The organism is Paraburkholderia steynii, assembly GCF_900100565.1.
Lineage (GTDB): Bacteria > Pseudomonadota > Gammaproteobacteria > Burkholderiales > Burkholderiaceae > Paraburkholderia > Paraburkholderia terrae.
Genome location: NZ_FNDI01000050.1, coordinates 23,669 through 43,245, shown reverse-complemented (window position 1 = coordinate 43,245; position 19,577 = coordinate 23,669). Strand labels below are relative to the sequence as shown.

Genomic DNA, 19,577 nt, shown 5'->3' with positions numbered 1-19,577 from the left:
AGCCGCTTTCTTTTGCCTACTTTTCTTTGCGGCGGCAAAGAAAAGTAGGTGCCGCCCCGCACAGGGGCGACGCTTGAAGCACGCTAACAAAACGCGGATGCCAGCGAAAACACAAGCAAACCGCACCGCTTGCGCAGCAGGAAACACAAGCAAACCACCCAGCGTCGCAGACAAAAAAAACCCACTTATTCCTCCCAATCACAACAGTTTGTCCAACCCGGGTGTTCGCAACAACGCCGAGGAAGCCTAGATTTACGACCTAACGGCACTGTCAATTCGGACAGAAAGCCGAACAACTCTTCGAGGTCCATCATGAGCAATTCGCAAAAAGTCGCAATCGTCACAGGTGCATCGCAAGGCATTGGCGCCGAGATCGTCAAGGGCTTCCGTGAGCACGGTTATCGCGTCGTCGCTGTCGCGCGTTCGATCAAGCCGTCGGACGATGCGAACGTCGTGGCGATCGCCGGCGACATCGGCGACCGCGCAGTCGCGCAACGCGCCGTTTCGGAAGCGATTGCACGCTTCGGCCGCATCGACACGCTGATCAACAACGCGGGCATCTTCATCGCCAAGCCGTTCACGCAATACACGGCCGAAGACTACGCCGCCGTGCTGAACGTGAATGTGAACGGCTTCTTCCATATCACGCAGCTCGCCATCGCCGAGATGGAAAAGAACAAGAGCGGCCACGTCCTGCAAATCTCGACGAGCCTCGTCGATCACGCAATCTCGGGCGTGCCGTCGGTTCTCGCGTCGCTGACCAAGGGCGGCCTGAACGCCGCAACGAAGTCGCTCGCCATCGAATACGCGAAGACGGGTATCCGCGCGAACGCTGTTTCTCCCGGCATCATCAAGTCGCCGATGCACGCGCCGGAAACCCACGAAGCACTGGGTTCACTGCATCCCGTCGGCCACATGGGCGAGATGAGCGACATCGTCAATGCAGTGCTGTATCTCGATTCCGCATCGTTCGTTACGGGCGAGATCCTGCACGTCGACGGCGGCCAGAGCGCAGGTCACTAAGCACGCCACGAAGCACGGCGAGGCGCCGGCAACGGCGCCTGTTCCACACGACATTACGGAGATTCTGATGCCTATCGTGACTATTCAGGTTACGCGCGAGGGAAATACGCCCGGCACGAGCGCAGTAACGCCGGAAGAGAAGGCGCAACTCATCAAGGGAACGAGCGAGTTGCTGCTGAAGGTGCTGAACAAGCCGCTGGAAGCCACCTTCGTCGTTATTCAGGAAGTCGAGAAGGAAAACTGGGGATGGGGTGGGTTGCCGGTTGATGAGTATCGTCGGCTGAAAGCCGAGAAGAAGGACTGAGTGTGGGGGCCGCTTGGGCGCCTTGGCGGCGCGGGTGGTTTGGTTTGGTTTGGTTTGTTTGTGTTTGCGCTGGCATCCGGTTTGAGCCTTCGCGGCGCGGGTGTTGCCGGGCGGTGTTTTGGCCTTTGCGCTGGCATCCGCGTTTTTGCCTTCGCGGTGCGGGCGTTGCCGGTTGGTGTGTTTGCCTTTGCGCTGGCATCCGCGTGATGCCTTCGCGGGGCGGGCGTTGCCGGTTGGTGTGTTTGCCTTTGCGCTCGCATCCGCGATTCGTTAGCGTGCTTCAAGCGTCGCCCCTGTGCGGGGCGGCACCTACTTTTCTTTGCCGCCGCAAAGAAAAGTAGGCAAAAGAAAGCGGCTAACCCCGCCAGTGCTAGTTCTTGCCTGAGGGCCCCCACACGGTCTTACGCTTCACACGGCAGCCTTTCTGCTTGCGCGCGTTGCCAACGCGCTGAATGAGCGCCTCACCCGATTCGAATACCCGTACCCGGGCCAGCGGCAGCGAATGGTATGCGCCGCCCAGGTGGCAAACTGTGTGTAGGTTGTCGCGTCGTATAGCTCGGCGCTCTTACAGGGTGGGACGCGTGTACTAACGGTTCGAAGTGAGGCGTGTGGAGCACTTGGACCTACACACAGTTTGCCATCTGGGCGGCGGTGGACGATCTGGCAACGCATGCAGTAATGCGGGCGCGTGAAGCGGGTGAGGCGCTCATTTAGAGCGTTGGCAACGAACATGGGTCACGTGATTGCCGTGTGAAGCGTAAGAACCTTTGGGGGCCCTCACGCAGGAACAAGGGCTGGCGGTGTTAGCCGCTTTCTTTTGCCTACTTTTCTTTGCGGCGGCAAAGAAAAGTAGGTGCCGCCCCGCACAGGGGCGACGCGTGAAGCACGCTAACAAATCGCGGATGCCAGCAAAAAAGCCAAAACACCAAACGGCGACGCTTGAAGCACGTAGGCATCACGCGGATGCCAGCGCAAACGCTAGAACAACCAAACCGGCCGCGCCACGAAGGCAAATCGCGGATGCCAGCGCAAAGGCCCAAACACCAACCGGCAACGCCCGCGCCTCGAAGGCTCAAACCTCATGGCTCCCGCCGAGCCTTCCCGCGCCGCCAGTCGAGAATATTACTCACCGACTCCTCCCTACGCCCCGGCACGACTTCAATCCGTGCGCCAGCCTGAATAAACCCCGTCTGCAAGACACTCAGATACACACCGGCAAATCCACTCAGATACATGTGCTTAACAGCTTTCCTGTACCCCATCGCGGCATTGAGCTTGAAACACGGACTACGCGGCGCTTCCACCCGTAACCTGACCTGATCGATCACAAGCGTATCACCCACCCAAAGATCCGATTCCAGCAAGCCCTGCGTCGTCAGATTCTCACCGAGCATGCCGAATGCCAATGGCTCGCCCGCATCGGGCAGATCGGCCTCGATGCGCCGCTGCCGCCACCACGCATAGTGTTCGAACGGATAGAGATAAACGGCCTTGTCGAGACCCCCGTGAACGCTGAGGTCCGCCTGCTCGTCGCCCACAAGCCCAAGCTTCTTCACCTCGACCACCGCGCCTTCGCTCGCGCTGCTCACCGAACGCTTGCGGATCGCCGACTCGACGCTCAGACCTTCGGACGCGAGTCCCACGTCGAGCGGCTGGCACACGCCGATGTTGATCGAAAGCAGCCTCGCGCCGCTTAGCCGCGCGGTGCTGCCAGTTTCTGCATGCGTTGTCGGTTCATCCATCGGGTGGCCGTTTCTTATCTCTATGGGTCAGCGCGCGAACTGCTGCAATCGACGGATCCCTTCGTCGAGTTCCGCATCGAGCCGCGCGACGAGTTCCGCAGCAGGCAGCGACCGCGCCAGCGCCGCTGCCTGGCCAGCCCACTGCGCGCCGAAGCCGAACTCGCCCTGCGCTTTCGCGGCCGCGTGCAGCGCCTTGCCTGCATCGTAGGTGACGGGGTAATCCGGCGTCGCAGGACGATCGGCGGCCCGGCCCAGTTCCGTGAAGCGGTTGACCATGCTGCGAGCCTGACGGCCCGAAATCGCCGACGTCATCGTCGTGTGAAGCGCGGCATCGCCGAGAATCGCGCGGCGGTAGCCGTCGTCGATCGACGTCTCCGGGCACGGCACGAACGCCGTTCCGAGTTGCGCGGCCTGCGCGCCGAGCGCGAGCACCGCGGCAATGCCGGCGCCGTCCATGATGCCACCCGACGCGATCACGGGCAGATCGAATTTCTCCACGAGAAGACGGGTCAGCGCGAACGTGCCAAGGCCTTCATCGAAGGCTTGCGGGTCGAACATGCCGCGATGGCCGCCCGCTTCGACACCCTGCGCAACGATCGCATCGACGCCCGCATCGACCACCTGCTGCGCTTCGTCGAGATTCGTCGCCGACGCCAGCAGCGTGATGCCCGCGTCCTTCAGCGCCTTGATGACTTCTTTCGACGGCAGGCCGAAATGGAAGCTCACGACGGCCGGCTTTTCCTCGACGAACACGTCGAACATCGCCTTGTCTTCGACAAAGCTCGTGTAGATTTCGGCGAGCTTTTCAGGCGCGCTTGCGCCGTACTTCGCGAACTGCGGCGCGAGCCACGTCAGCCATTCCTGTTCGACTTTCGCATTGGCCGTGGCAGGCTCGTGGCAAAAGACGTTGATGTTGAACGGCGCGCTCGTCAACGCGCGCGTGTCGCGGATCGTCTTGCGCGCCGCGTCGGCTTTCATCGCGCCCACGCCGAGCGAGCCGAGGCCGCCCGCATTGGATACGGCGGCCGCTAGCGCCGGCGTGCTGACGCCCGCCATCGGCGCCTGAATGATTGGCTTACTGATGCCCAACAAACTCAACAGCGGCTTGCCTTCGGAACGAGTGCTCATGTCATGTCCTCATGAAAACGATTAGCGCATGCACGCGGCCCGCAACCGGAAATTGGCCCGGCGACCCAAAGCCGCCTGGCTCCCATTGCAAACGCTCTCGCCATGCTATCTATACCTCAGATCATCTTTTTCAGCGGACGATGGGTCAACCATTAAGCGGGCAATTCAGTCTTGAGTGCTGGGAACAGGTGAAAGGCGCGGCGAAACTCCGCGCCCATCCCACGCATCAGCCGCATCAGCCGGGAAGCGGCTCGTTGGCGAACGCGTTCAGTTCGCGCACGAGGCTCGACGCCGCCAGCCGCACCAGTTCACCACCCTTTTCCGGCGATGCCTGAGCCGGGTCCGAGCCCATGCGGCCATCCGGATAGCGCGCGCGGAAATCCAGCGCTTCGCGAATCGGGCCGGACGGCGCGATTTTCGGCGAGTAGTCGGCGGATTTGATCGCGTCCGGGAAGGCCCACTGCGTGATCGCGATCTCGGACGGCGTAGCGTGAACGCCGTGGCCTTCGGGGAACTGCTCGCGCGCGAGTTCGCCGACGCCTTCCAGATCCCACCAGTTAGCCAGCTTCATCGCAAAACCTGCGCGGCGCTTCGCGAAGCTCGCTTCGACATAGACCTCGGAAAACGCCGCCTCGATCGATGCGATGTTGCCGCCGTGCCCGTTCAGAAACAGGATCTTCTCGAAGCCGTGCGCGGCCAGCGAGCGAATCCAGTCGCCAATGGCAGCAATGAACGTGGACGGCCGCAGCGAAATCGTGCCCGGAAAGCCGAGGTGATGCTGCGCCATGCCGATGTTGAACGTCGGCGCGACGAGGATATCAGCGGACTTTTGCGCTTCACGCGCGATGATCTCCGGGCACAGCCAGTCGGTGCCGAGCAGGCCCGTCGGACCATGCTGCTCGTTCGAGCCGATGGGAACGACGATCGCGCGGCTTCGCTTCAGGTATTGCTCGATCTCGGCCCAAGTCGAAAGATGTAAAAGCATTGAAACTCCTGTTTTTTCTGCCTCGCGCCGCACGCGGCGTGGCGCGTTGATCGTGGGGAAATCCGGGGTTCGCTGCCGCAGGCGCGGGCGGCGAACCCTGATCCGCACAAGCGTACAGGCAAATCGGCGCCCTCACCAACAGCAACCAGGTCCACGAATCGTTGTCCGCAAGGCAACGACACTTCGTGAGCCAACTATTGTCCAGCAGGCACCAATCCAGAAGATTGATTCCACACGGGAAAAATGCCGCGTGCATGCGCGATGGCGCGGCGTACTCGCCGAATAAATCGCATACGATTTTATCGTACTGGATTGACATGGGGAAAACTCCGCGTATGATCCGACTCGCACGCTTTAATCGCATGCGATCTATATCGCGCCCCACTTTCAGCAGGAGACAAAATTGACGACCACGACCGCCCACTCCGACACAAAGACCGGCAAAACACCAGTCACTCAGCTTCGCGTCGATTCTTATACCAACGGCATTCTCGGCCCGAGCCAGCCGATGCTCGGACCGCTCGCCGACGGCGGCACGCTGATCGCAGGCACGCCGCCCGGCTGCTGGGGGCCGATGATCACGCCTGCGTTCCAGGGCGGTCATGAAGTCACGCAGCCCGTCGCCATCGAAGGCGCGGAGGTCGGCGACGCCGTCGCGCTGAAAATCCAGCGTATGCGCGTGACGTCGCATGCCACGTCGTCCGGCGTGATGCAATTCGTCGAAGGGCGCTATCACGGCGATCCGTTCGTCGCCAAGTTCTGTTCGTCGTGCGGCACCGAGCACCCGGCCAGCCACGTCGAAGGCATCGGCCCCGAGGCGATTCGTTGCGACCATTGCGGCGCGGAAGTCAGCGCGTTCCAGTTCAAACACGGCTACGTCATCGTGCTCGACCAGGAAAACGGCGTGAGCCTCACCGTGAACCAGGAAGTCGGCGACCGGCTCGCGGGCAAGGCATCGGCAATGTCCGCGCTGCCCGAACTGGCCGCGCAGCATTCGATCCTGTCACTGGCGCGCGCCGACATGCCCGGCCTTGCCGCGCATATGCGGCCGTTCCTCGGCAACATCGGCACGTCGCCGTCGCGCGATCTGCCCGACTCGCACAACTGCGCGGACTTCGGACAATATCTGGTCGGCGCGCCGCACCGCTTCAACATGACGACGGAAGAGCTGCACAGCGCGAAGACCGACGGCCACATGGACACGAACTCGGTGCGCGAAGGCTGCATCGTAATTTGCCCCGTGAAGGTGCCGGGCGCAGGCGTCTATCTCGGCGACATGCACGCGCAACAGGGCAACGGCGAGATCGCCGGGCACGCAACGGATGTATCGGGTGAAACCGAACTCAGCGTCGAGGTCATCAAGAACCTGACGCTCGAAGGACCGATCCTGCTGCAGAACCTCGACGACCTGCCGCCGATGGCACGCCCGATGAGCGCCGACCAGCGCAAGAAGGTCGCCGAACTCGGCGCGCGCTGGGGCCAACATCACATCGAAGAAAATGGGCCCGTGACGTTCATCGGCAGCGGCGTCAACCTTAACGTTGCGACCGAAAACGGACTGCGCCGCGCCGCCGCCGTCACCGGTCTGAGCTACGAGGAAGTGCTTAATCGCGCGACGATCGCCGGCTCGATCGAGATCAGCCGCTTGCCCGGCACGGTGCGCGTGACCATCCTTTGCCCGCTGGAAATTCTCGATCGGATCGGCATTGGGCATCTCGTCCGCGAGAAGTATCAGTTGGCTTGAGACCTGCTATCCTCTTCGGACAAGCGGCGCGGCACCCTGCGCCGCTTCGCGTTGGGCGTCTTGACGACGCCCAACGCGAACGACATCCGCCGATCACGGAAAGGACATGCAGCGTCAATTCGAAGACCTACTTCTTGGCAGCATCGAACTGTTCTGTTTCGCCGCCGAACTGGAAAGCTTCACGTTAGCGGCGACAGCTGCAAGCGTGACGCCCGCGGCCGTGAGCCGGTCGGTTGCGCGCCTGGAGGAACGGCTCGGCGTGCGGCTTTTCGTGCGCACAACACGGCAGATCAGACTCACCGACGCAGGAACCCGTTACTTCGAGCAATGCCGTCAGGCGCTCGCCCAACTCGCCGATGCCGAGCGCGAAGCGACGGGGCAGCAGAGCACACCGTCGGGCGTGCTGCGCATCAGCATGCCGACGCCGTACAGCCACTATCGCGTGCTGCCGCTGCTCGCGGAATTTCGCAAGCTCTATCCCGACGTCACGGTCGAAACGCACCTGAGCAACCGCAACATCGATTTCGCCGACGAAGGCTTCGACCTCGCCATCCGGGGCCGCGCGCCGGATGACTCCGGACTGATCGCGCGCAAGCTCGAAGACGCCGAACTCGTGGTCGTCGCTTCGCCCGCCTACCTGAAGTCGGCGGCGAAGCTGGAGACACCCGACGATCTTATCCACCACGAATGCATCCAGTTCGCGCTGCCGAGCACGGGGCGCAACATTCCGTGGCTGTTCCAACATGAAGGCGAAGAGAGCGAATTGATGACGCGCGGCGGCAACAGCACGTCGGGTGACGTACTCGCAGGCGCCACGCTCGCGCGACACGACGCGGGGCTTTTCCAGACCTATCGGTTCGTCGTCGAAAGAGACCTGAAGGATGGCACGTTGCGCGAAGTGCTCATGCCGTTCGGCGGCCGCACAAGGCCGTTCGTGCTGCTGTATCCGCATGCGCGGCATCTGTCGTCGCGCGTGCGCGCCTTCGTCGACTTCCTCGTCGACAAGCTCAGAGCCTGAAACGCTCACTTCGAATCTTCTCTCTTCCTCACTCATGCTGCCGAACGTCGATTCGATTGTCGCCCGTCTGCGGCTCAAGCAACTGCGTCTGCTGATCGCACTCGACGAACACGGCTCGTTGCATCGCGCCGCCGATCAGATGGCGCTCACGCAACCGGGCGCGACCAAGGCGTTGCGCGAGATCGAAGCCACCTTCGGCGCGACGCTCTTCACGCGCTCGCAACAAGGCATCCAGCCTAACGAACTGGGGCGCTGCGTGATCCGTTATGCGCGGCTGATTCATATGGACGTCGCGCATCTGCGCGAAGAGATGGAAGGCATCCTGCAAGGCTCGGGCGGCCGGCTCGCGGTCGGCGCGATCACGGGCGCCGTGTCGGGCGTGCTTGTGGACGCGTTGACGCGGCTGCGCGAGCGGCAGCCTACTTTGACCGTGGAAGTCGTCGAAGACACCAGCGCGCGACTGCTGGCGCTGCTCGATCAGGGGCGGCTCGACCTCGCGATCTGCCGCACGACCGTCGCGCAGCAACCCGATCACTACGACTATGTCGAACTGAGCGACGAGCCGCTGGCGATCGTCGCGAGCCCGATGCATCGACTGGCGAAGGCGCGCAAAGTGAAGCTCGCTGATCTCGCGAAGAGCCGCTGGATCGTCTATCCGAGCATCATGCCGCTGCGCGGCCTGTTCGAGCGCGAATTCAAGGAAGCGGGCCTATCGGTGCCGTCTCACCCCATCGAAACCGCATCGACGATCACCACCGTGCTGATGTTGCAGCGCGACCCGACACTGGTTTCGCTGATGCCGCGCGATATGGCGGCGCTGCTTGCCGATCACGGCCTGGCCCGGCTGCTGGCGATCGAAGTGCGCTCGCGCACCGAGCCATACGGCATCGTGACGCGGCGCGGCTCCGTGCTTTCGCCTGCAGCGCGGTTGATGATCGACGAACTGACGTAGCGCGCGCCGGCGGGGCTGCCTTGCGTTGCCGTCGTTGCGTGACTAATATCAGTTCATGGCGCGAACTCACGCATCGTGCGCGAATGACACGCCGAGATCAGACCGGCAGCCCGTCGCAGATGAAATCGTACGTCGTACTGCTCGCAGTATGGATGGCCGCGTTCGGCACAGCCGGGGTCTATTCGGCTTACGCGGACGGCCCGGTCATCATCGCGCTCGCCAATCCGTCTTCCGACTTCGACTCACCCGCGTTCGAACCTGATCATCACGACCGGCACCGCTCGGGCACGCCTTCGCCCGCCATCATCCACGGTCCGTCGTATCTTTCCGCGCTGCGTGAATACGATGTGCGTTCGCTGACGCGCAGGTTCTCATATGGCTCGCCATCGGATTTCAAGCTGAATAACCACGGCGATTGATCCGCGCGCCTCGTCAGCGCACAACGGGCGTTTGCCCGTCGACCTGCTGCAACGACACACCGACGACATGCTCATGCCAGACGCCGCACTGCGCGATCACGGGCATCCACGACTGCCGGCTACGAACGCGTGCGAACGCACGCATCGACACGGTCGATTCGACCTGCTGCGAGCCATTGCTGCCGGAAAAGAGGCCGCCGTCTTCGTTGACTTTGGCCTTCAGTACGCGACGGTCCGGCGCGAGAAACATGTCATAACGTGAGGTAGTCCGAATCCAGCGGTCGAGCTCGGCTATGCAGTTGATGACGGTGGGACGGACGTGCAGACGCGTGAGATATGCGTAGTCGTCTGGCACGTCGGTCTGGGATTGCGAGAATGCGCTCGTGCAGAACCATACGAGACTGAAGACGCCCAATAGGGCAGTAATGCTTTTCATTAGGAAGCGGTGCCCGGAAGTGCAGATGTGTTGCAAACGTTCAAGGCGCGAGAGTATACCCGCTTCGCCGGATGGTTATCGTTTGCGTCGTCTGTGGGCTTTGCGCAGCGCTTCGCCAACGCGGCGCGATCAGAATTCGACGAGCGCGAAATCTTCCTTGCCGACATCGCACAGCGGACAACGCCAGTCTTCCGGCACATCGGCCCAACGCGTGCCGGGCGCGATGCCTTCTTCCGGCAAGCCGGCTGCTTCATCATAGACCCAGCCGCAGATCACGCAGACCCACTGCTTGAGGTCGTCGGCGGATGGCTGTGTCTGTGTGGCGGCATTCGAGCCCGTTGATTCAGCTTCGCCCGCGCTCTCGTCCTTGTCGAGCGAGACGACGAGCGGCGCAGGCCGCTCGGCGGCCTGCGTGTCGAGATAGCGTTGCAGCGCCTGATGAAGCTCGACGGCTTCGTTGTGGTTCAGATCGATCCAGAACGGATCGCCCGCGCCATCGTTGAGGCGATCGGGTGAAAACTGGAGTTCGACGGCAGTGGCTTTCGTGTACATGTGAAGTGATAGCTGGACGCGCGCATGCAGCCGCTCGCCGCGCAGCGGCCGCCGCGCTCAGAAAAAGTGACGCAGCAGCGCGCTGCACAGCGCGGCAGCGATACCGACCAGACCGAGGGTTTCGAGAAGCGTCAGCGAACGGCGAGCGTTGGCACGATTAGGTGTCGACATGGGCTTAAACGGAAAAATTGACGGATGGACCGAAGCGTTGCATCCGGTCCGAAAAAAACGTGAGCCCGGATTTTAAACGCTCATTCGCCCGGTAGCTTTCTTTTCGCTGTCGGCTTGCGCGGATCGAGGTGTTGCATGCGGAAAGATTGACTTGCGTTGCGAGCCTGAATTATCGCTCGCGCGAAGGCCGTTATTAACGCTTCGTGGTTGATAGAGTCTTTCGCCGTCGGCGGGTTATTGGTGTCGGCGACGGACTCGATGTGCGCGCTCACTGCCCGATGGCGAGCGCCTACCACGCGCTGCGGGCACCTACATGGCCCCACAGCGCGCGGTGCAAATCGACGATCGATCCGCGACAGATGCAGGAGAGCCGCAGCCGCCGCTTCACTGACCGACAGGCGCGCAGTCGCCGCGGCTCTGGCAATTGCTTTGCCGCTTTGCTTCCTGCGGATCGTTGCCCGTATCGTGTACGCGGTAGTCGGCGCGATAGTAGTCGGCGTTCTGATCGATCTTCGCGAACGACGCCACGGGCGCGGCCAGTCCCGCCAAACCCGCGACAGCAAGAACAAACGCAAGGGTCTTCATTGTTCACCTCCTTGTTTGATCGTTGCGACAACAATCGACTGCGAGCGAGGCGCGATGGTTTGCAAACGTTGATGGCGGGCGTGATCCGATTCGTCAGTCGTTTGCGTGCGACGAACTATTCGGCCTCATCGAAAAGGATAGTCGCTGCCTCGTCCCGTTGTTAGTTTTGGTGAGGCATAGCGAACATTTACGGCGCCTTCGTTTTTCCCGTGGGCGTCAACACCTGCACGAGCCCGTCCGTGTCCTTGACGATCAACGCCATCACGAGCTCGATGCCCGGCGCGGGCGTCGCGTTTGCGCCATCCACACGCTCGTTGACCCGCTTGAGCAACGGGTCGAGCGTCGTGCGCGCGTCCTGCAACTTTGGTTTGTTCAACGGAATAGCGCCGACCGCATCGGCGAGCTGCGACAACGCACGCGGCACCGCCGACCACGCCTGATCGAGATGCGGCACTTCGTCGCCCACGCATGTATGCGCGAGCGCCTGGCCGAACACCAGCACGTCCCGATGCAAGCGGCTCAGAAACGGCGGCACCTTGTCGATCGCGTCGGAACTGCCGCGCAGGATCGGCACGAACACATGCTCACGCCCCGCTTCTTGCAGCGCGTCCGCAAGCGCCGTTTGCGCGGCGAGGCTGCGCTGCTCGAGACGCGCCATCTGCGCGTCATCCCGCGAGAACGCAAGCTTGTGCTCGATCATCTGGGCAAGCGTCTCCAGACATTCGCGCGCGTTCCGATGCGCGCCCTTCAACGCGCGGTTCGGCCACATCACCGTCGCGACGAACGCAGCCGCCGCGCCGATCAGAATTTCCGCCACGCGATGCGCTGGCCGCACGAACGCCGAACCGCCGTCGCCAGGCACCAGCACCACGATCACCAGCGTTACGCACGCGAGCCGTAAGCCGGGCCGCGCAGCGGCCAGCGCCGCCAATGGCAGCAGCGCGACCGAGAACACCGTCAGCGGCTCGATGCCGCGATCCATCACAACCAGCCCGATCCCGCCCACGATCCCGCCGATACACGCGCCGATGATCTGATCGCGTGCGGTCGTGATGGCCTGAGTAAGACTGGGTTGCGTCACGACGATCATCGTCGTGATCAATGCCCAATAGCCTTCGGGCAATCCCGCCAGTCTCGCGGCGCCGTAGCTGAGCACGCAGCCCGTCAGCGTGCGTCCGAAGCGGCGCGCCTCGGGCGCGCGCATCAGGTTCGTGAACCAGTCTTGCTGTTGAACGGTCATTCGGGTGTTTCCATCAAAACGCATGAAACGCGGGTTGGGCGAGCGCTATTTGCGCTCATTGGGGAACATGCAGTGCTCTCGTGACTCCCTTGGAATCGAAAGCCCTTACTCAGGAGCGTCATGCCGATGCAGCAAGCCCATACCCGCCGCATTCTCTCGACTACCCTCTGTGCCGCCGCGCTGCTCGTCGCTTGTATGCAGCCAGGCGCCGCGCAAACACCGGCGGCCAATCAGGCTGGCACTAACGGCAACGTATCGCCCGTCGTGCCCGTGCCGCCGTCCGAGCTTTACGGCGCGCTGTATCGCGATGTCGAACTCGCGCATCTCTACCCGGACAGCAAGACCTTCGCCGACATGGTGCCGAACGCGCCTCCGCAACAGATCGCCGCCGATTATGCCAGGCAGAAGGACAGCGCGCAGTTCGCGCTGAAATCGTTCGTCGAGCAGCGCTTTACGCTGCCCGCGCGCGAAACGAAGAACTACGTGTCCGACCCGAACCAGAGCATCACGGCGCACATCGACACGCTCTGGTCCGTGCTGCGGCGCGACCCCGATGCCAGCGCGAGCCCGTGGTCGTCGCTGCTGCCGCTGCCGTATCCGTACATCGTTCCCGGCGACCGCTTCGACGAAATTTACTACTGGGACTCGTACTTCATCATGCTTGGACTGAGGCAAAGCGGCCGCGAAGATCTGCTGAAGAACGAACTCGACAACTTCGCGGTCTTGATCGACCGGTACGGCCATATTCCGAACGGCAATCGCACGTACTATCTGAGCCGCTCGCAGCCGCCGTTCTTCGCGCAGATGGTGCGTCTCGCCGCCGATCGCGAAGGCGATCAGGTCTATCTGCGCTATCTGCCCCAGTTGCGCAAAGAATACGCGTACTGGATGGACGGCCATGACAAGATCGCGGCCGGCAGCGCCTACCGGCATCTCGTGCGCCTGCCCGACGGCACGCTCCTGAACCGCTATTGGGACGAGCGCGCCACGCCGCGCGACGAATCGTATCGGGAAGACGTCGCCACCGCGCAAGCGACGCCGCAGCGCAACGCCGAAGACCTGTGGCGCAATCTGCGCGCGGGCGGCGAAACGGGCTGGGATTTCAGCTCGCGCTGGTTCGCCGACGGCAAGACGCTGGCGACGATCGAAGTCACTTCGGTGATTCCCGTCGATCTGAACAGCCTGCTCGTCGATCTCGAACGCACGCTGGCCAAGGCGTATCGCGTGCAGGGGGACGCTTCGCACGCGGAGAACCTCGAACAGCGCGCTGCCGCGCGCGCCGATGCGATCCGCCGCGTGCTGTGGGACCCGCAACTCAACGCATTCGGCGATTACGATTTCGTCGCGCATCGGCTCACGCGCCGGCTGAGCGCGGCGACTGTCTATCCGCTGTACGCGGGCGTCGCGACGAAAGCGCAGGCCGCCGCAGTGGCGGCGACCGTCCGCGCTCGCCTGCTGCGCCCCGGCGGCCTCGCGACCACGACGGTCAACACGGGCCAGCAGTGGGACGAGCCGAACGGCTGGGCTCCGCTGCAATATCTCGCCGTGACGGGCTTGCGGCGCTACGGTCACGCGGACCTCGCGAAGCAGATCGCCACGCGCTGGATCGGCACGAACGTCACGTACTACCAGCACACGGGCAAGCTGGTCGAGAAGTACGACGTCGATGCCAAGGCGGGTACGACGGCGGCAGGCGGCGGCGAATATCCGTTGCAGGACGGCTTTGGCTGGACCAATGGCGTGCTGCGCACCCTGATGGCAATGTATCCCGGCGCGGCAGGCCCGTCCACGCGCCCCGCCGATGTGCCTGCGGGCCCAGCGGGCGTATCCGAAGCGGCCTCGGCTGCTGCCGCAGCGCCGAAAACGACGCACCGTCTGCGGGCGACGCCTGCGCCGTCATCTTCGCCCGCGCCGTGATGCTCGAGCGCCGCCGAAGCGCCGTCTAACTGCTTGTTACGAAACTCGCACACATGTTGCACCTTCGGCATGGGCCGCCACGTACACTGCGCTCACAGTATCCAGCGCGATTCGATGCACGACGCTATTGAAATCGGGCGCGCTGGCGCAACATCGGTTCGATCAAAACAAACGGGGTATCAGCATGACCGCTTTCGGGAAAGCCACACTCGCCGCCGCAACGCTCATTCTCGCCATCAGCGGGACGGCGCATGCGGCGGGCTGTATCAAAGGCGCCGTGGTTGGCGGCGTCGCGGGACACTACGCGGGCCATCACGCCGTGGTTGGCGCGGTCGGCGGTTGCATCGTCGGACGGCATCTTGCGAAAAAGCACGCCGAAGAAGAGGCCGCGCAACGTCAGGCCATTCACGCCCAGTACCAGTAATGCCGGCAAGCCTGCGTACGTCGCTCGAAATGGCCTTCGCGATTTAAGTCTGTCTTAATTGTCCCGGCTCATTATTCGTTCGCAGGCTTGTCGTTGGATCCCTGCCGGCGGGAGTTGCACCTCAGCGCTGACTTCCGTCCCATGTAACACCAGTCATCCCCTGTAGTGCCGCCAGAGCATCGGCGGCACCTTTTTCCTGGCGACTACAAGGCCCCCGCCCGCACAGGAAACGAAGATAAGAGGTTCATCACCATGTCGAACAAGTCGAGAAGCCGCAAACAGACCCGTCACGCTCCCGCCATGTCGCCGTTGCTGCGCGCGCTGACCTTCAGCCGCGCCGCGCACGAGCCGATCACGCGGGCCATGCTGCTGCAAGCCTACGCAAGTCTCGACGCGTTCCGCCGCGGGCAAGGCTCACGTGAGCTGTTCACGACGCTCGGCCGGCAACTGCTCATCGCGGAAGAACTCAGCCGCATCGGCCACCTGCCCGAAGCGATCGACGATATCGCCGAAGCGCAGATCGCGATGACCGATATCGACAGCGCTGAAAAGGCGCGCGGCGAGTGGACGGTCGAAGGCGACAACTACGCTTGGCTGACCATCGCGCTCGACGCGTTCGACCGACAGCTCGCCGTTGCTTCGCTGGAAGACATCGCCAAGGCTGAAGCGCGAATGATCGAAGGGCTGATGCGCACCGAGCAGGAATTCGCGCACCCCGTCGCCGCCTGAACACACAGCCTGGGGCGCCGCCCTTTCAGGCGGCGCGACGTAAAGCGGAAGCCGCGAGCGCTAGAGCTTCAGTAGCTCGGCCTGCATCCAGTCATGCACCTGATGGCTGAGTTCCTGCGGTGACCGCTCGGCAGGCGACAGCGTCGGACCGATGACCACGCGGATTTCCCCCGCGCCCATCGGCCAGCCTTTCGCGGGCCACACCTTACCGGCGTTGTGTACGACAGGCACGATCAGCGCGCCCGTCGCGCAAGCCAGACGCACGCCGCCCGACGTGAGCTTGACGGGCGCGCCGTGCGGCACCCGCGTGCCTTCCGGAAAAATCACGACCATATCGCCTTTCGCGAGACGCTCCGCCGCTTCACGCGTGACGGCGACATGTGCCTGACGCGGCGAGCCGCGGTCCAGGCTGACCATGTCGAGTCCCTTCAGCACCCAGCCGAAGAACGGAATGCGCAGCAAGTCCTGCTTGAACACAAAGCTGATCCGGCGCGGAAAGAGCGCGAGAAACGCGAGCGTTTCCCACGTCGATTCGTGGCGGCACAGGACGATCGACGGTTCCTTCGGCAAATGTTCGAGGCCTTCGATCGAGCAGCGAATGCCGAACGCCGCGCGCATCACCACGACGAGCGCCCTGCACCATAGCGCCGCGAGCCGGTATCGTGCCGACCGGCTGGTGAACGGATACAGCAGCAGCATCACCGTGGACCAGATCGTTCCGCTTCCCAGCAGATAGATGATGAACAGCCATTTTTTGAGTACAGCGTGCATGTTGTGTGACATCGACAGAAAGTGAGTAGGCGCAAGCCAAACCCAGATACTACCGGCGATGAAAAGATCGCATGCGACAAAGCCGCAGCGCAGCTCGACCCGACGCGCGACGCGCAGAAAAGAAAACGCCGGCCAAGGCCGGCGTTCATGCTGTAGTTTTGAAGGCCACGGTCGCCTGACGGCGCCGGAAGGCTAGACATTCGGCAAAGGTTCGCGCCGTGTGGCGCTCACGCTTTGCAGACGGTTCAACCCTTCGCCTCTTTCGATTTATCGCGTTACGCGCAAACTTCCCCCGTGCGCAAGCAGAGTATCGCCGACCCGCGCGCGTCGTTATGTGGTCAACCGAACGTTCAGACGAAACACGCCGCGCAGCCGCACACGTCAGGACAAACTCGGCTGCGTGCATTCCCTCGACAAGGCGTCCAGGTCCGCGGCCGGAACCGGCCGTCCGAGCAGAAAACCTTGCAGCGAATTGCACCCCAGCCGCGTCAGAAACTCCTTTTGCGTTGCGGTCTCGACGCCTTCCGCGACGATATCGATACCCAGCGTGTGACCGAGCGCGACCACGGACGAGACAATCGCCGCATCCTCCGCGTCATGCGCCAGCTCGCGCACGAAGCCCCGGTCGATCTTCAGCTCGCTCGCGGGCAAACGCTTCAGATACATCAGGCTCGAATAGCCGGTGCCGAAATCGTCGATGGAAATGCGCACGCCCATCTCGTGCAGGCTTTGCAGAATGCGCAGGCTCGCGTCGACATCGCGCATCGCCGCCGACTCGGTCACTTCGATCGTCAGACGGCGCGGATCGACGCGATGCCGCTCGAGCGTTTCGCGCACCAGCGACGTCAGTTGCGGGTGGCCAAACTGCACGGGCGACAGGTTGACGGCGACGTTCCAGTCGCACGCGCCCGAATCGATCCATTCGCGGATCTGCCGGCACGCTTCGTCGAGCACCCATTCGCCGATCGGCACGATCAACCCCGTCTTTTCGGCAAGCGGGATGAATTCGTCGGGGCCGATCAGGCCGCGCTTCGGATGCGCCCAGCGCACGAGCGCCTCGACGCCCGTAATCGGCCCATCGGGTGCGGCGAATTGCGGCTGATAGTGCAGCACCAGTTGCTTGCGCTCGACGGCCGCGCGCAGGTCCTGCGTCAGCTGCAACTGGCCCTGCATGTTCTCGTTCATCGACACATCGAAGAAGGAATACGCGTTGCGGCCCAGCGACTTCGCGTGATACATCGCGGCGTCGGCGTGCATCAGCGCCTCGTGGCCGCGAGCGCCGTCGGCGGGACACATCGCGATGCCGATGCTGGTCGAGATGCCCAGTTCGTGGCCGTCGATCTCGAACGGCGCGCCGATCACGGCCAGCAACCGGCTGGCGACGGCCATCGCGCCCGCCTGGTCCTCGCCGGGCACGAGCAGCACGAATTCGTCGCCGCCCACGCGCGCCACCGTGTCCCTTGCTCGTACCGCCGACGCGAGCCGCTCGGCCACCTGCACGAGCAGCCGGTCGCCGACCTGATGGCCGTATGCATCGTTGACGACCTTGAAGCCGTCGAGGTCCATGAACATCAAGGCGAACTGGCTGCCGTCCACGCGCGCTTTCGCCAGGGCTTCTTCGAGCCGCGCTTCGAGCAGCACGCGGTTCGGCAGCTTGGTCAACGCGTCGTGCCAGGCGAGATAGCCGAGTTCCTGATTGGCTTGCGCAAGCGAACGGGTCAGCGCCGCGTTCTCCGTTTCGAGCCGCAGCTCGTCGAGCACGGAAATCGACAGTACGACGCCCGTCACCACCAGCGTCACGATGATGATGACGACGGCGACCCACGTGGTGTTCACGCCATCCGATGCCGCGACGCACAGGCTGCCGACCGGAAAGGCCGCCGCCGACATGCCCGTGTAGTGCATGCCGACGATCGCGAGTCCCATCACGACGGCGGCGCCCGCGCGCAGCGGACGCATGCGGCGCGAGTTGTGCCGCAGGCTGAACGCCGTCTTCAACGCGACGCCCGATGCGGCGACGGCGATCACGATCGACAGCGCGAAGAGCCCGGCGTCGTAGACGATGCCCGGCTTCATCTGCATGGCTGCCATGCCCGTGTAGTGCATGCCCGCGACGCCGAGGCCCATCAGGACCGCACCGCCCGCAAGCCGCCCGGCGGGCAGCGTGTCCTGGCAGACGAGCCACAGCGCGAATGCCGACGACGCAACCGCGATCGACAGCGAAAGCAGCGTGACGACGGGATCGTAGCCAAGCCGGATCGGCAGGCTGAACGCGAGCATGCCGATGAAGTGCATCGACCAGATGCCGAGCCCCATCGCGAATGCGCCGCCCGTGAGCCACCAACGCGCGGCCCGGCCGGTCGCCGTCGTGATGCGGCCCGCCATTTCAAGCGACGTGTACGCGGCCAGCACCGCGACAAGGAGCGAGAACAGCACGAGAAGACTGTTGTAGCTGCCCTGTAACATGAGAGCCCCCAGAATGTGCCCCTCGGCCGCTCGCCGGACTTTGCTGAATGAAGCAGTCCGTTATCCGCGAAAAGAGGCGTATGAAGTACGGTTTATCGACATCCGACAGCAAAATGTTAAGTGCGGAATGTCAAATTCCGAGGCTGTGCTCGGTTTTACGATTGCGTTCGTAGGTGTCCCACTGGCCTGGCGGCGGGATTCGGTGTATTGCGCTAGTCGGCCATCACGAGTATCCGCACCTTGCTCGTCAGGGACGGCATGACGAAATCCGATATCCGGCCAGCGCGGACGTCGAACATCAGTTGCTCGAGCCTGTCGAGCAACGACGGACCTTGACTGAGCGCGAACGCCCCCGCGCTCGCACCTTCAATCTCTTTCATCAGCGCGCGCCGCGCCAGCACGATGCGCTCGACGGCGCTCGCTCTCGATACGAAAAACTCTTCCACGTAGGCCGAATCCTTTTCGGCGCGTCCATTGTATTGACAGCGCTTGCGCCGCATAGCCGCAAATAGTGACAGAGACGAATGCCTGGTGGTCTGACGTGAAAGAAGCGGTGAGGAAGCGCCATTCGCGGCAGCGCGCGCGTTGAATCCTTCGCACGTCAATCGTCCTTCTGATTGCCGGCGCGCAAACCTCACGCTTCGGCAAGGGCGAAATCTGGCTTTGGAACTTCCAGATTGTGACGGCCAGTCGGTGGACTTACGCTCCACTCACCCATCACCGTCGATTGCCCTCGCATCAGAAAGGAGACACCATGCTTTCCGCTTTGGTTGAAACGGTAGGAGCGCTCGGCATTCTGGCGAGCGTCGCAGCGAAGATCGCCGAACTGCGCAAGGAGTACCGGCGCTGCAAAAAAGTGAACGCCAATAAAAAAACCCCTCCGAAGAGGGGTCGATGAATCGCCCGCGACCGGGCCTTCCGTCCAGCCCGAAGCGTCATCAAATTTCCCCGCGATGAGACCTGTGGGGATC

Annotated in this window: 21 protein-coding genes and 1 pseudogene; 12 read left to right on the top strand and 10 right to left on the bottom strand. The window is 63.1% G+C overall.

Translation table 11 applies throughout. The features are described from left to right. The 3 genes and pseudogenes from BLT65_RS47740 to BLT65_RS43630 all read left to right on the top strand — a co-directional run. Positions 1–250: pseudogene (locus tag BLT65_RS47740) on the top strand (hypothetical protein); the annotation flags it as partial. 62 nt (positions 251–312) lie between these two features. Beyond that, entirely contained in the window at positions 313–1,023 is a 711-nt protein-coding gene (locus BLT65_RS43635; protein WP_091790333.1) for an SDR family NAD(P)-dependent oxidoreductase, read from the top strand. A 67-nt stretch (positions 1,024–1,090) separates the two neighbouring features. After that, positions 1,091–1,327: a tautomerase family protein gene (locus BLT65_RS43630; protein WP_007580254.1), complete on the top strand. Its 237-nt coding sequence runs from the start codon at positions 1,091–1,093 to the stop codon at positions 1,325–1,327. Positions 1,328–2,406: 1,079 nt separating this feature from the next. On the opposite strand, the gene BLT65_RS43625 is transcribed toward BLT65_RS43630, so the two are convergent. The 3 genes from BLT65_RS43625 to BLT65_RS43615 form a co-directional block, all read right to left on the bottom strand. Beyond that, complete coding sequence (locus tag BLT65_RS43625) at positions 2,407–3,069, bottom strand: MOSC domain-containing protein (RefSeq protein WP_091790332.1); 663 nt, start codon at positions 3,067–3,069, stop codon at positions 2,407–2,409. Between the two features lie 27 nt (positions 3,070–3,096). Further along, the gene (locus BLT65_RS43620) at positions 3,097–4,197 is read right to left on the bottom strand and encodes an NAD(P)H-dependent flavin oxidoreductase (RefSeq protein ID WP_091790331.1); all 1,101 of its coding nucleotides are present in this window, start codon (positions 4,195–4,197) and stop codon (positions 3,097–3,099) included. A gap of 235 nt (positions 4,198–4,432) precedes the next feature. After that, a complete protein-coding gene (locus BLT65_RS43615) occupies positions 4,433–5,182 on the bottom strand; it encodes a creatininase family protein (protein WP_091790330.1) in 750 nt (249 codons plus the stop codon). Between the two features lie 403 nt (positions 5,183–5,585). Between BLT65_RS43615 and BLT65_RS43610 the strand changes: the two genes are divergently transcribed. The 4 genes from BLT65_RS43610 (at position 5,586) to BLT65_RS43595 (ending at position 9,315) form a co-directional block, all read left to right on the top strand. Beyond that, positions 5,586–6,926 carry an acetamidase/formamidase family protein gene (locus BLT65_RS43610; protein ID WP_091790329.1) on the top strand — a complete coding sequence of 447 codons (1,341 nt, stop codon included), beginning with the start codon at positions 5,586–5,588 and terminating at the stop codon, positions 6,924–6,926. Positions 6,927–7,032: 106 nt separating this feature from the next. Next, positions 7,033–7,944, top strand: coding sequence for a LysR family transcriptional regulator (locus BLT65_RS43605; RefSeq protein WP_091790328.1), 912 nt, complete (start codon positions 7,033–7,035; stop codon positions 7,942–7,944). Between the two features lie 34 nt (positions 7,945–7,978). Beyond that, positions 7,979–8,896, top strand: coding sequence for a LysR family transcriptional regulator (locus BLT65_RS43600; protein WP_042310612.1), 918 nt, complete (start codon positions 7,979–7,981; stop codon positions 8,894–8,896). A gap of 83 nt (positions 8,897–8,979) precedes the next feature. Continuing rightward, positions 8,980–9,315 (top strand): hypothetical protein, encoded by a 336-nt coding sequence (locus BLT65_RS43595; RefSeq protein ID WP_233446672.1) that lies wholly within the window; start codon positions 8,980–8,982, stop codon positions 9,313–9,315. Positions 9,316–9,328: 13 nt separating this feature from the next. On the opposite strand, the gene BLT65_RS43590 is transcribed toward BLT65_RS43595, so the two are convergent. Together BLT65_RS43590 and BLT65_RS48255 are read right to left on the bottom strand one after the other, a co-directional pair. Beyond that, positions 9,329–9,751 carry a BspC domain-containing protein gene (locus tag BLT65_RS43590; protein ID WP_167306658.1) on the bottom strand — a complete coding sequence of 141 codons (423 nt, stop codon included), beginning with the start codon at positions 9,749–9,751 and terminating at the stop codon, positions 9,329–9,331. A 129-nt stretch (positions 9,752–9,880) separates the two neighbouring features. After that, entirely contained in the window at positions 9,881–10,303 is a 423-nt protein-coding gene (locus tag BLT65_RS48255) for a rubredoxin (RefSeq protein ID WP_091790326.1), read from the bottom strand. A gap of 24 nt (positions 10,304–10,327) precedes the next feature. Between BLT65_RS48255 and BLT65_RS47535 the strand changes: the two genes are divergently transcribed. After that, a complete protein-coding gene (locus BLT65_RS47535; protein WP_167306657.1) occupies positions 10,328–10,495 on the top strand; it encodes a hypothetical protein in 168 nt (55 codons plus the stop codon). Between the two features lie 363 nt (positions 10,496–10,858). Here the strand turns inward: BLT65_RS47535 and BLT65_RS43580 are convergent, their stop codons facing one another. Beyond that, positions 10,859–11,059 carry a hypothetical protein gene (locus tag BLT65_RS43580; protein WP_007580266.1) on the bottom strand — a complete coding sequence of 67 codons (201 nt, stop codon included), beginning with the start codon at positions 11,057–11,059 and terminating at the stop codon, positions 10,859–10,861. 187 nt (positions 11,060–11,246) lie between these two features. After that, positions 11,247–12,299: an FUSC family protein gene (locus BLT65_RS43575; RefSeq protein ID WP_091790325.1), complete on the bottom strand. Its 1,053-nt coding sequence runs from the start codon at positions 12,297–12,299 to the stop codon at positions 11,247–11,249. Between the two features lie 120 nt (positions 12,300–12,419). On the opposite strand from BLT65_RS43575, the gene treF reads away from it, so the two are divergent. The 3 genes from treF to BLT65_RS43560 all read left to right on the top strand — a co-directional run bounded on the left by treF (position 12,420) and on the right by BLT65_RS43560 (position 15,369). Next, entirely contained in the window at positions 12,420–14,216 is a 1,797-nt protein-coding gene (gene treF, locus BLT65_RS43570; RefSeq protein WP_091790324.1) for an alpha,alpha-trehalase TreF, read from the top strand. A gap of 184 nt (positions 14,217–14,400) precedes the next feature. Beyond that, positions 14,401–14,640 (top strand): hypothetical protein, encoded by a 240-nt coding sequence (locus tag BLT65_RS48250; RefSeq protein ID WP_042310718.1) that lies wholly within the window; start codon positions 14,401–14,403, stop codon positions 14,638–14,640. 252 nt (positions 14,641–14,892) lie between these two features. Then, positions 14,893–15,369 carry a hypothetical protein gene (locus BLT65_RS43560; protein ID WP_042310603.1) on the top strand — a complete coding sequence of 159 codons (477 nt, stop codon included), beginning with the start codon at positions 14,893–14,895 and terminating at the stop codon, positions 15,367–15,369. A 60-nt stretch (positions 15,370–15,429) separates the two neighbouring features. Here the strand turns inward: BLT65_RS43560 and BLT65_RS43555 are convergent, their stop codons facing one another. The 3 genes from BLT65_RS43555 to BLT65_RS43545 form a co-directional block, all read right to left on the bottom strand. Next, positions 15,430–16,140, bottom strand: a complete 711-nt coding sequence (locus BLT65_RS43555; protein WP_091790323.1) for a lysophospholipid acyltransferase family protein — start codon at positions 16,138–16,140, stop codon at positions 15,430–15,432. A 381-nt stretch (positions 16,141–16,521) separates the two neighbouring features. After that, positions 16,522–18,606: a putative bifunctional diguanylate cyclase/phosphodiesterase gene (locus BLT65_RS43550; RefSeq protein ID WP_091790322.1), complete on the bottom strand. Its 2,085-nt coding sequence runs from the start codon at positions 18,604–18,606 to the stop codon at positions 16,522–16,524. Between the two features lie 212 nt (positions 18,607–18,818). Beyond that, positions 18,819–19,052, bottom strand: coding sequence for a hypothetical protein (locus tag BLT65_RS43545; protein WP_091790334.1), 234 nt, complete (start codon positions 19,050–19,052; stop codon positions 18,819–18,821). Positions 19,053–19,360: 308 nt separating this feature from the next. On the opposite strand from BLT65_RS43545, the gene BLT65_RS47530 reads away from it, so the two are divergent. Further along, positions 19,361–19,504 carry a hypothetical protein gene (locus BLT65_RS47530; protein WP_007580282.1) on the top strand — a complete coding sequence of 48 codons (144 nt, stop codon included), beginning with the start codon at positions 19,361–19,363 and terminating at the stop codon, positions 19,502–19,504. Positions 19,505–19,577: the final 73 nt, after the last annotated feature.

Coding starts and splice junctions, on each gene's coding strand:
- BLT65_RS43590 (WP_167306658.1), bottom strand. CDS start 9,751: ATGAAAAGCATTACTGCCCTATTGGGCGTCTTCAGTCTCGTATGGTTC.
- BLT65_RS43605 (WP_091790328.1), top strand. CDS start 7,033: ATGCAGCGTCAATTCGAAGACCTACTTCTTGGCAGCATCGAACTGTTC.
- BLT65_RS43575 (WP_091790325.1), bottom strand. CDS start 12,299: ATGACCGTTCAACAGCAAGACTGGTTCACGAACCTGATGCGCGCGCCC.
- BLT65_RS43555 (WP_091790323.1), bottom strand. CDS start 16,140: ATGCACGCTGTACTCAAAAAATGGCTGTTCATCATCTATCTGCTGGGA.
- BLT65_RS47535 (WP_167306657.1), top strand. CDS start 10,328: ATGCAGCCGCTCGCCGCGCAGCGGCCGCCGCGCTCAGAAAAAGTGACG.
- BLT65_RS43615 (WP_091790330.1), bottom strand. CDS start 5,182: ATGCTTTTACATCTTTCGACTTGGGCCGAGATCGAGCAATACCTGAAG.
- BLT65_RS43635 (WP_091790333.1), top strand. CDS start 313: ATGAGCAATTCGCAAAAAGTCGCAATCGTCACAGGTGCATCGCAAGGC.
- BLT65_RS43580 (WP_007580266.1), bottom strand. CDS start 11,059: ATGAAGACCCTTGCGTTTGTTCTTGCTGTCGCGGGTTTGGCGGGACTG.
- treF (WP_091790324.1), top strand. CDS start 12,420: ATGCCGATGCAGCAAGCCCATACCCGCCGCATTCTCTCGACTACCCTC.
- BLT65_RS48255 (WP_091790326.1), bottom strand. CDS start 10,303: ATGTACACGAAAGCCACTGCCGTCGAACTCCAGTTTTCACCCGATCGC.
- BLT65_RS43595 (WP_233446672.1), top strand. CDS start 8,980: ATGACACGCCGAGATCAGACCGGCAGCCCGTCGCAGATGAAATCGTAC.
- BLT65_RS48250 (WP_042310718.1), top strand. CDS start 14,401: ATGACCGCTTTCGGGAAAGCCACACTCGCCGCCGCAACGCTCATTCTC.
- BLT65_RS43630 (WP_007580254.1), top strand. CDS start 1,091: ATGCCTATCGTGACTATTCAGGTTACGCGCGAGGGAAATACGCCCGGC.
- BLT65_RS43625 (WP_091790332.1), bottom strand. CDS start 3,069: ATGGATGAACCGACAACGCATGCAGAAACTGGCAGCACCGCGCGGCTA.
- BLT65_RS43620 (WP_091790331.1), bottom strand. CDS start 4,197: ATGAGCACTCGTTCCGAAGGCAAGCCGCTGTTGAGTTTGTTGGGCATC.
- BLT65_RS43600 (WP_042310612.1), top strand. CDS start 7,979: ATGCTGCCGAACGTCGATTCGATTGTCGCCCGTCTGCGGCTCAAGCAA.
- BLT65_RS47530 (WP_007580282.1), top strand. CDS start 19,361: ATGCTTTCCGCTTTGGTTGAAACGGTAGGAGCGCTCGGCATTCTGGCG.
- BLT65_RS43550 (WP_091790322.1), bottom strand. CDS start 18,606: ATGTTACAGGGCAGCTACAACAGTCTTCTCGTGCTGTTCTCGCTCCTT.
- BLT65_RS43560 (WP_042310603.1), top strand. CDS start 14,893: ATGTCGAACAAGTCGAGAAGCCGCAAACAGACCCGTCACGCTCCCGCC.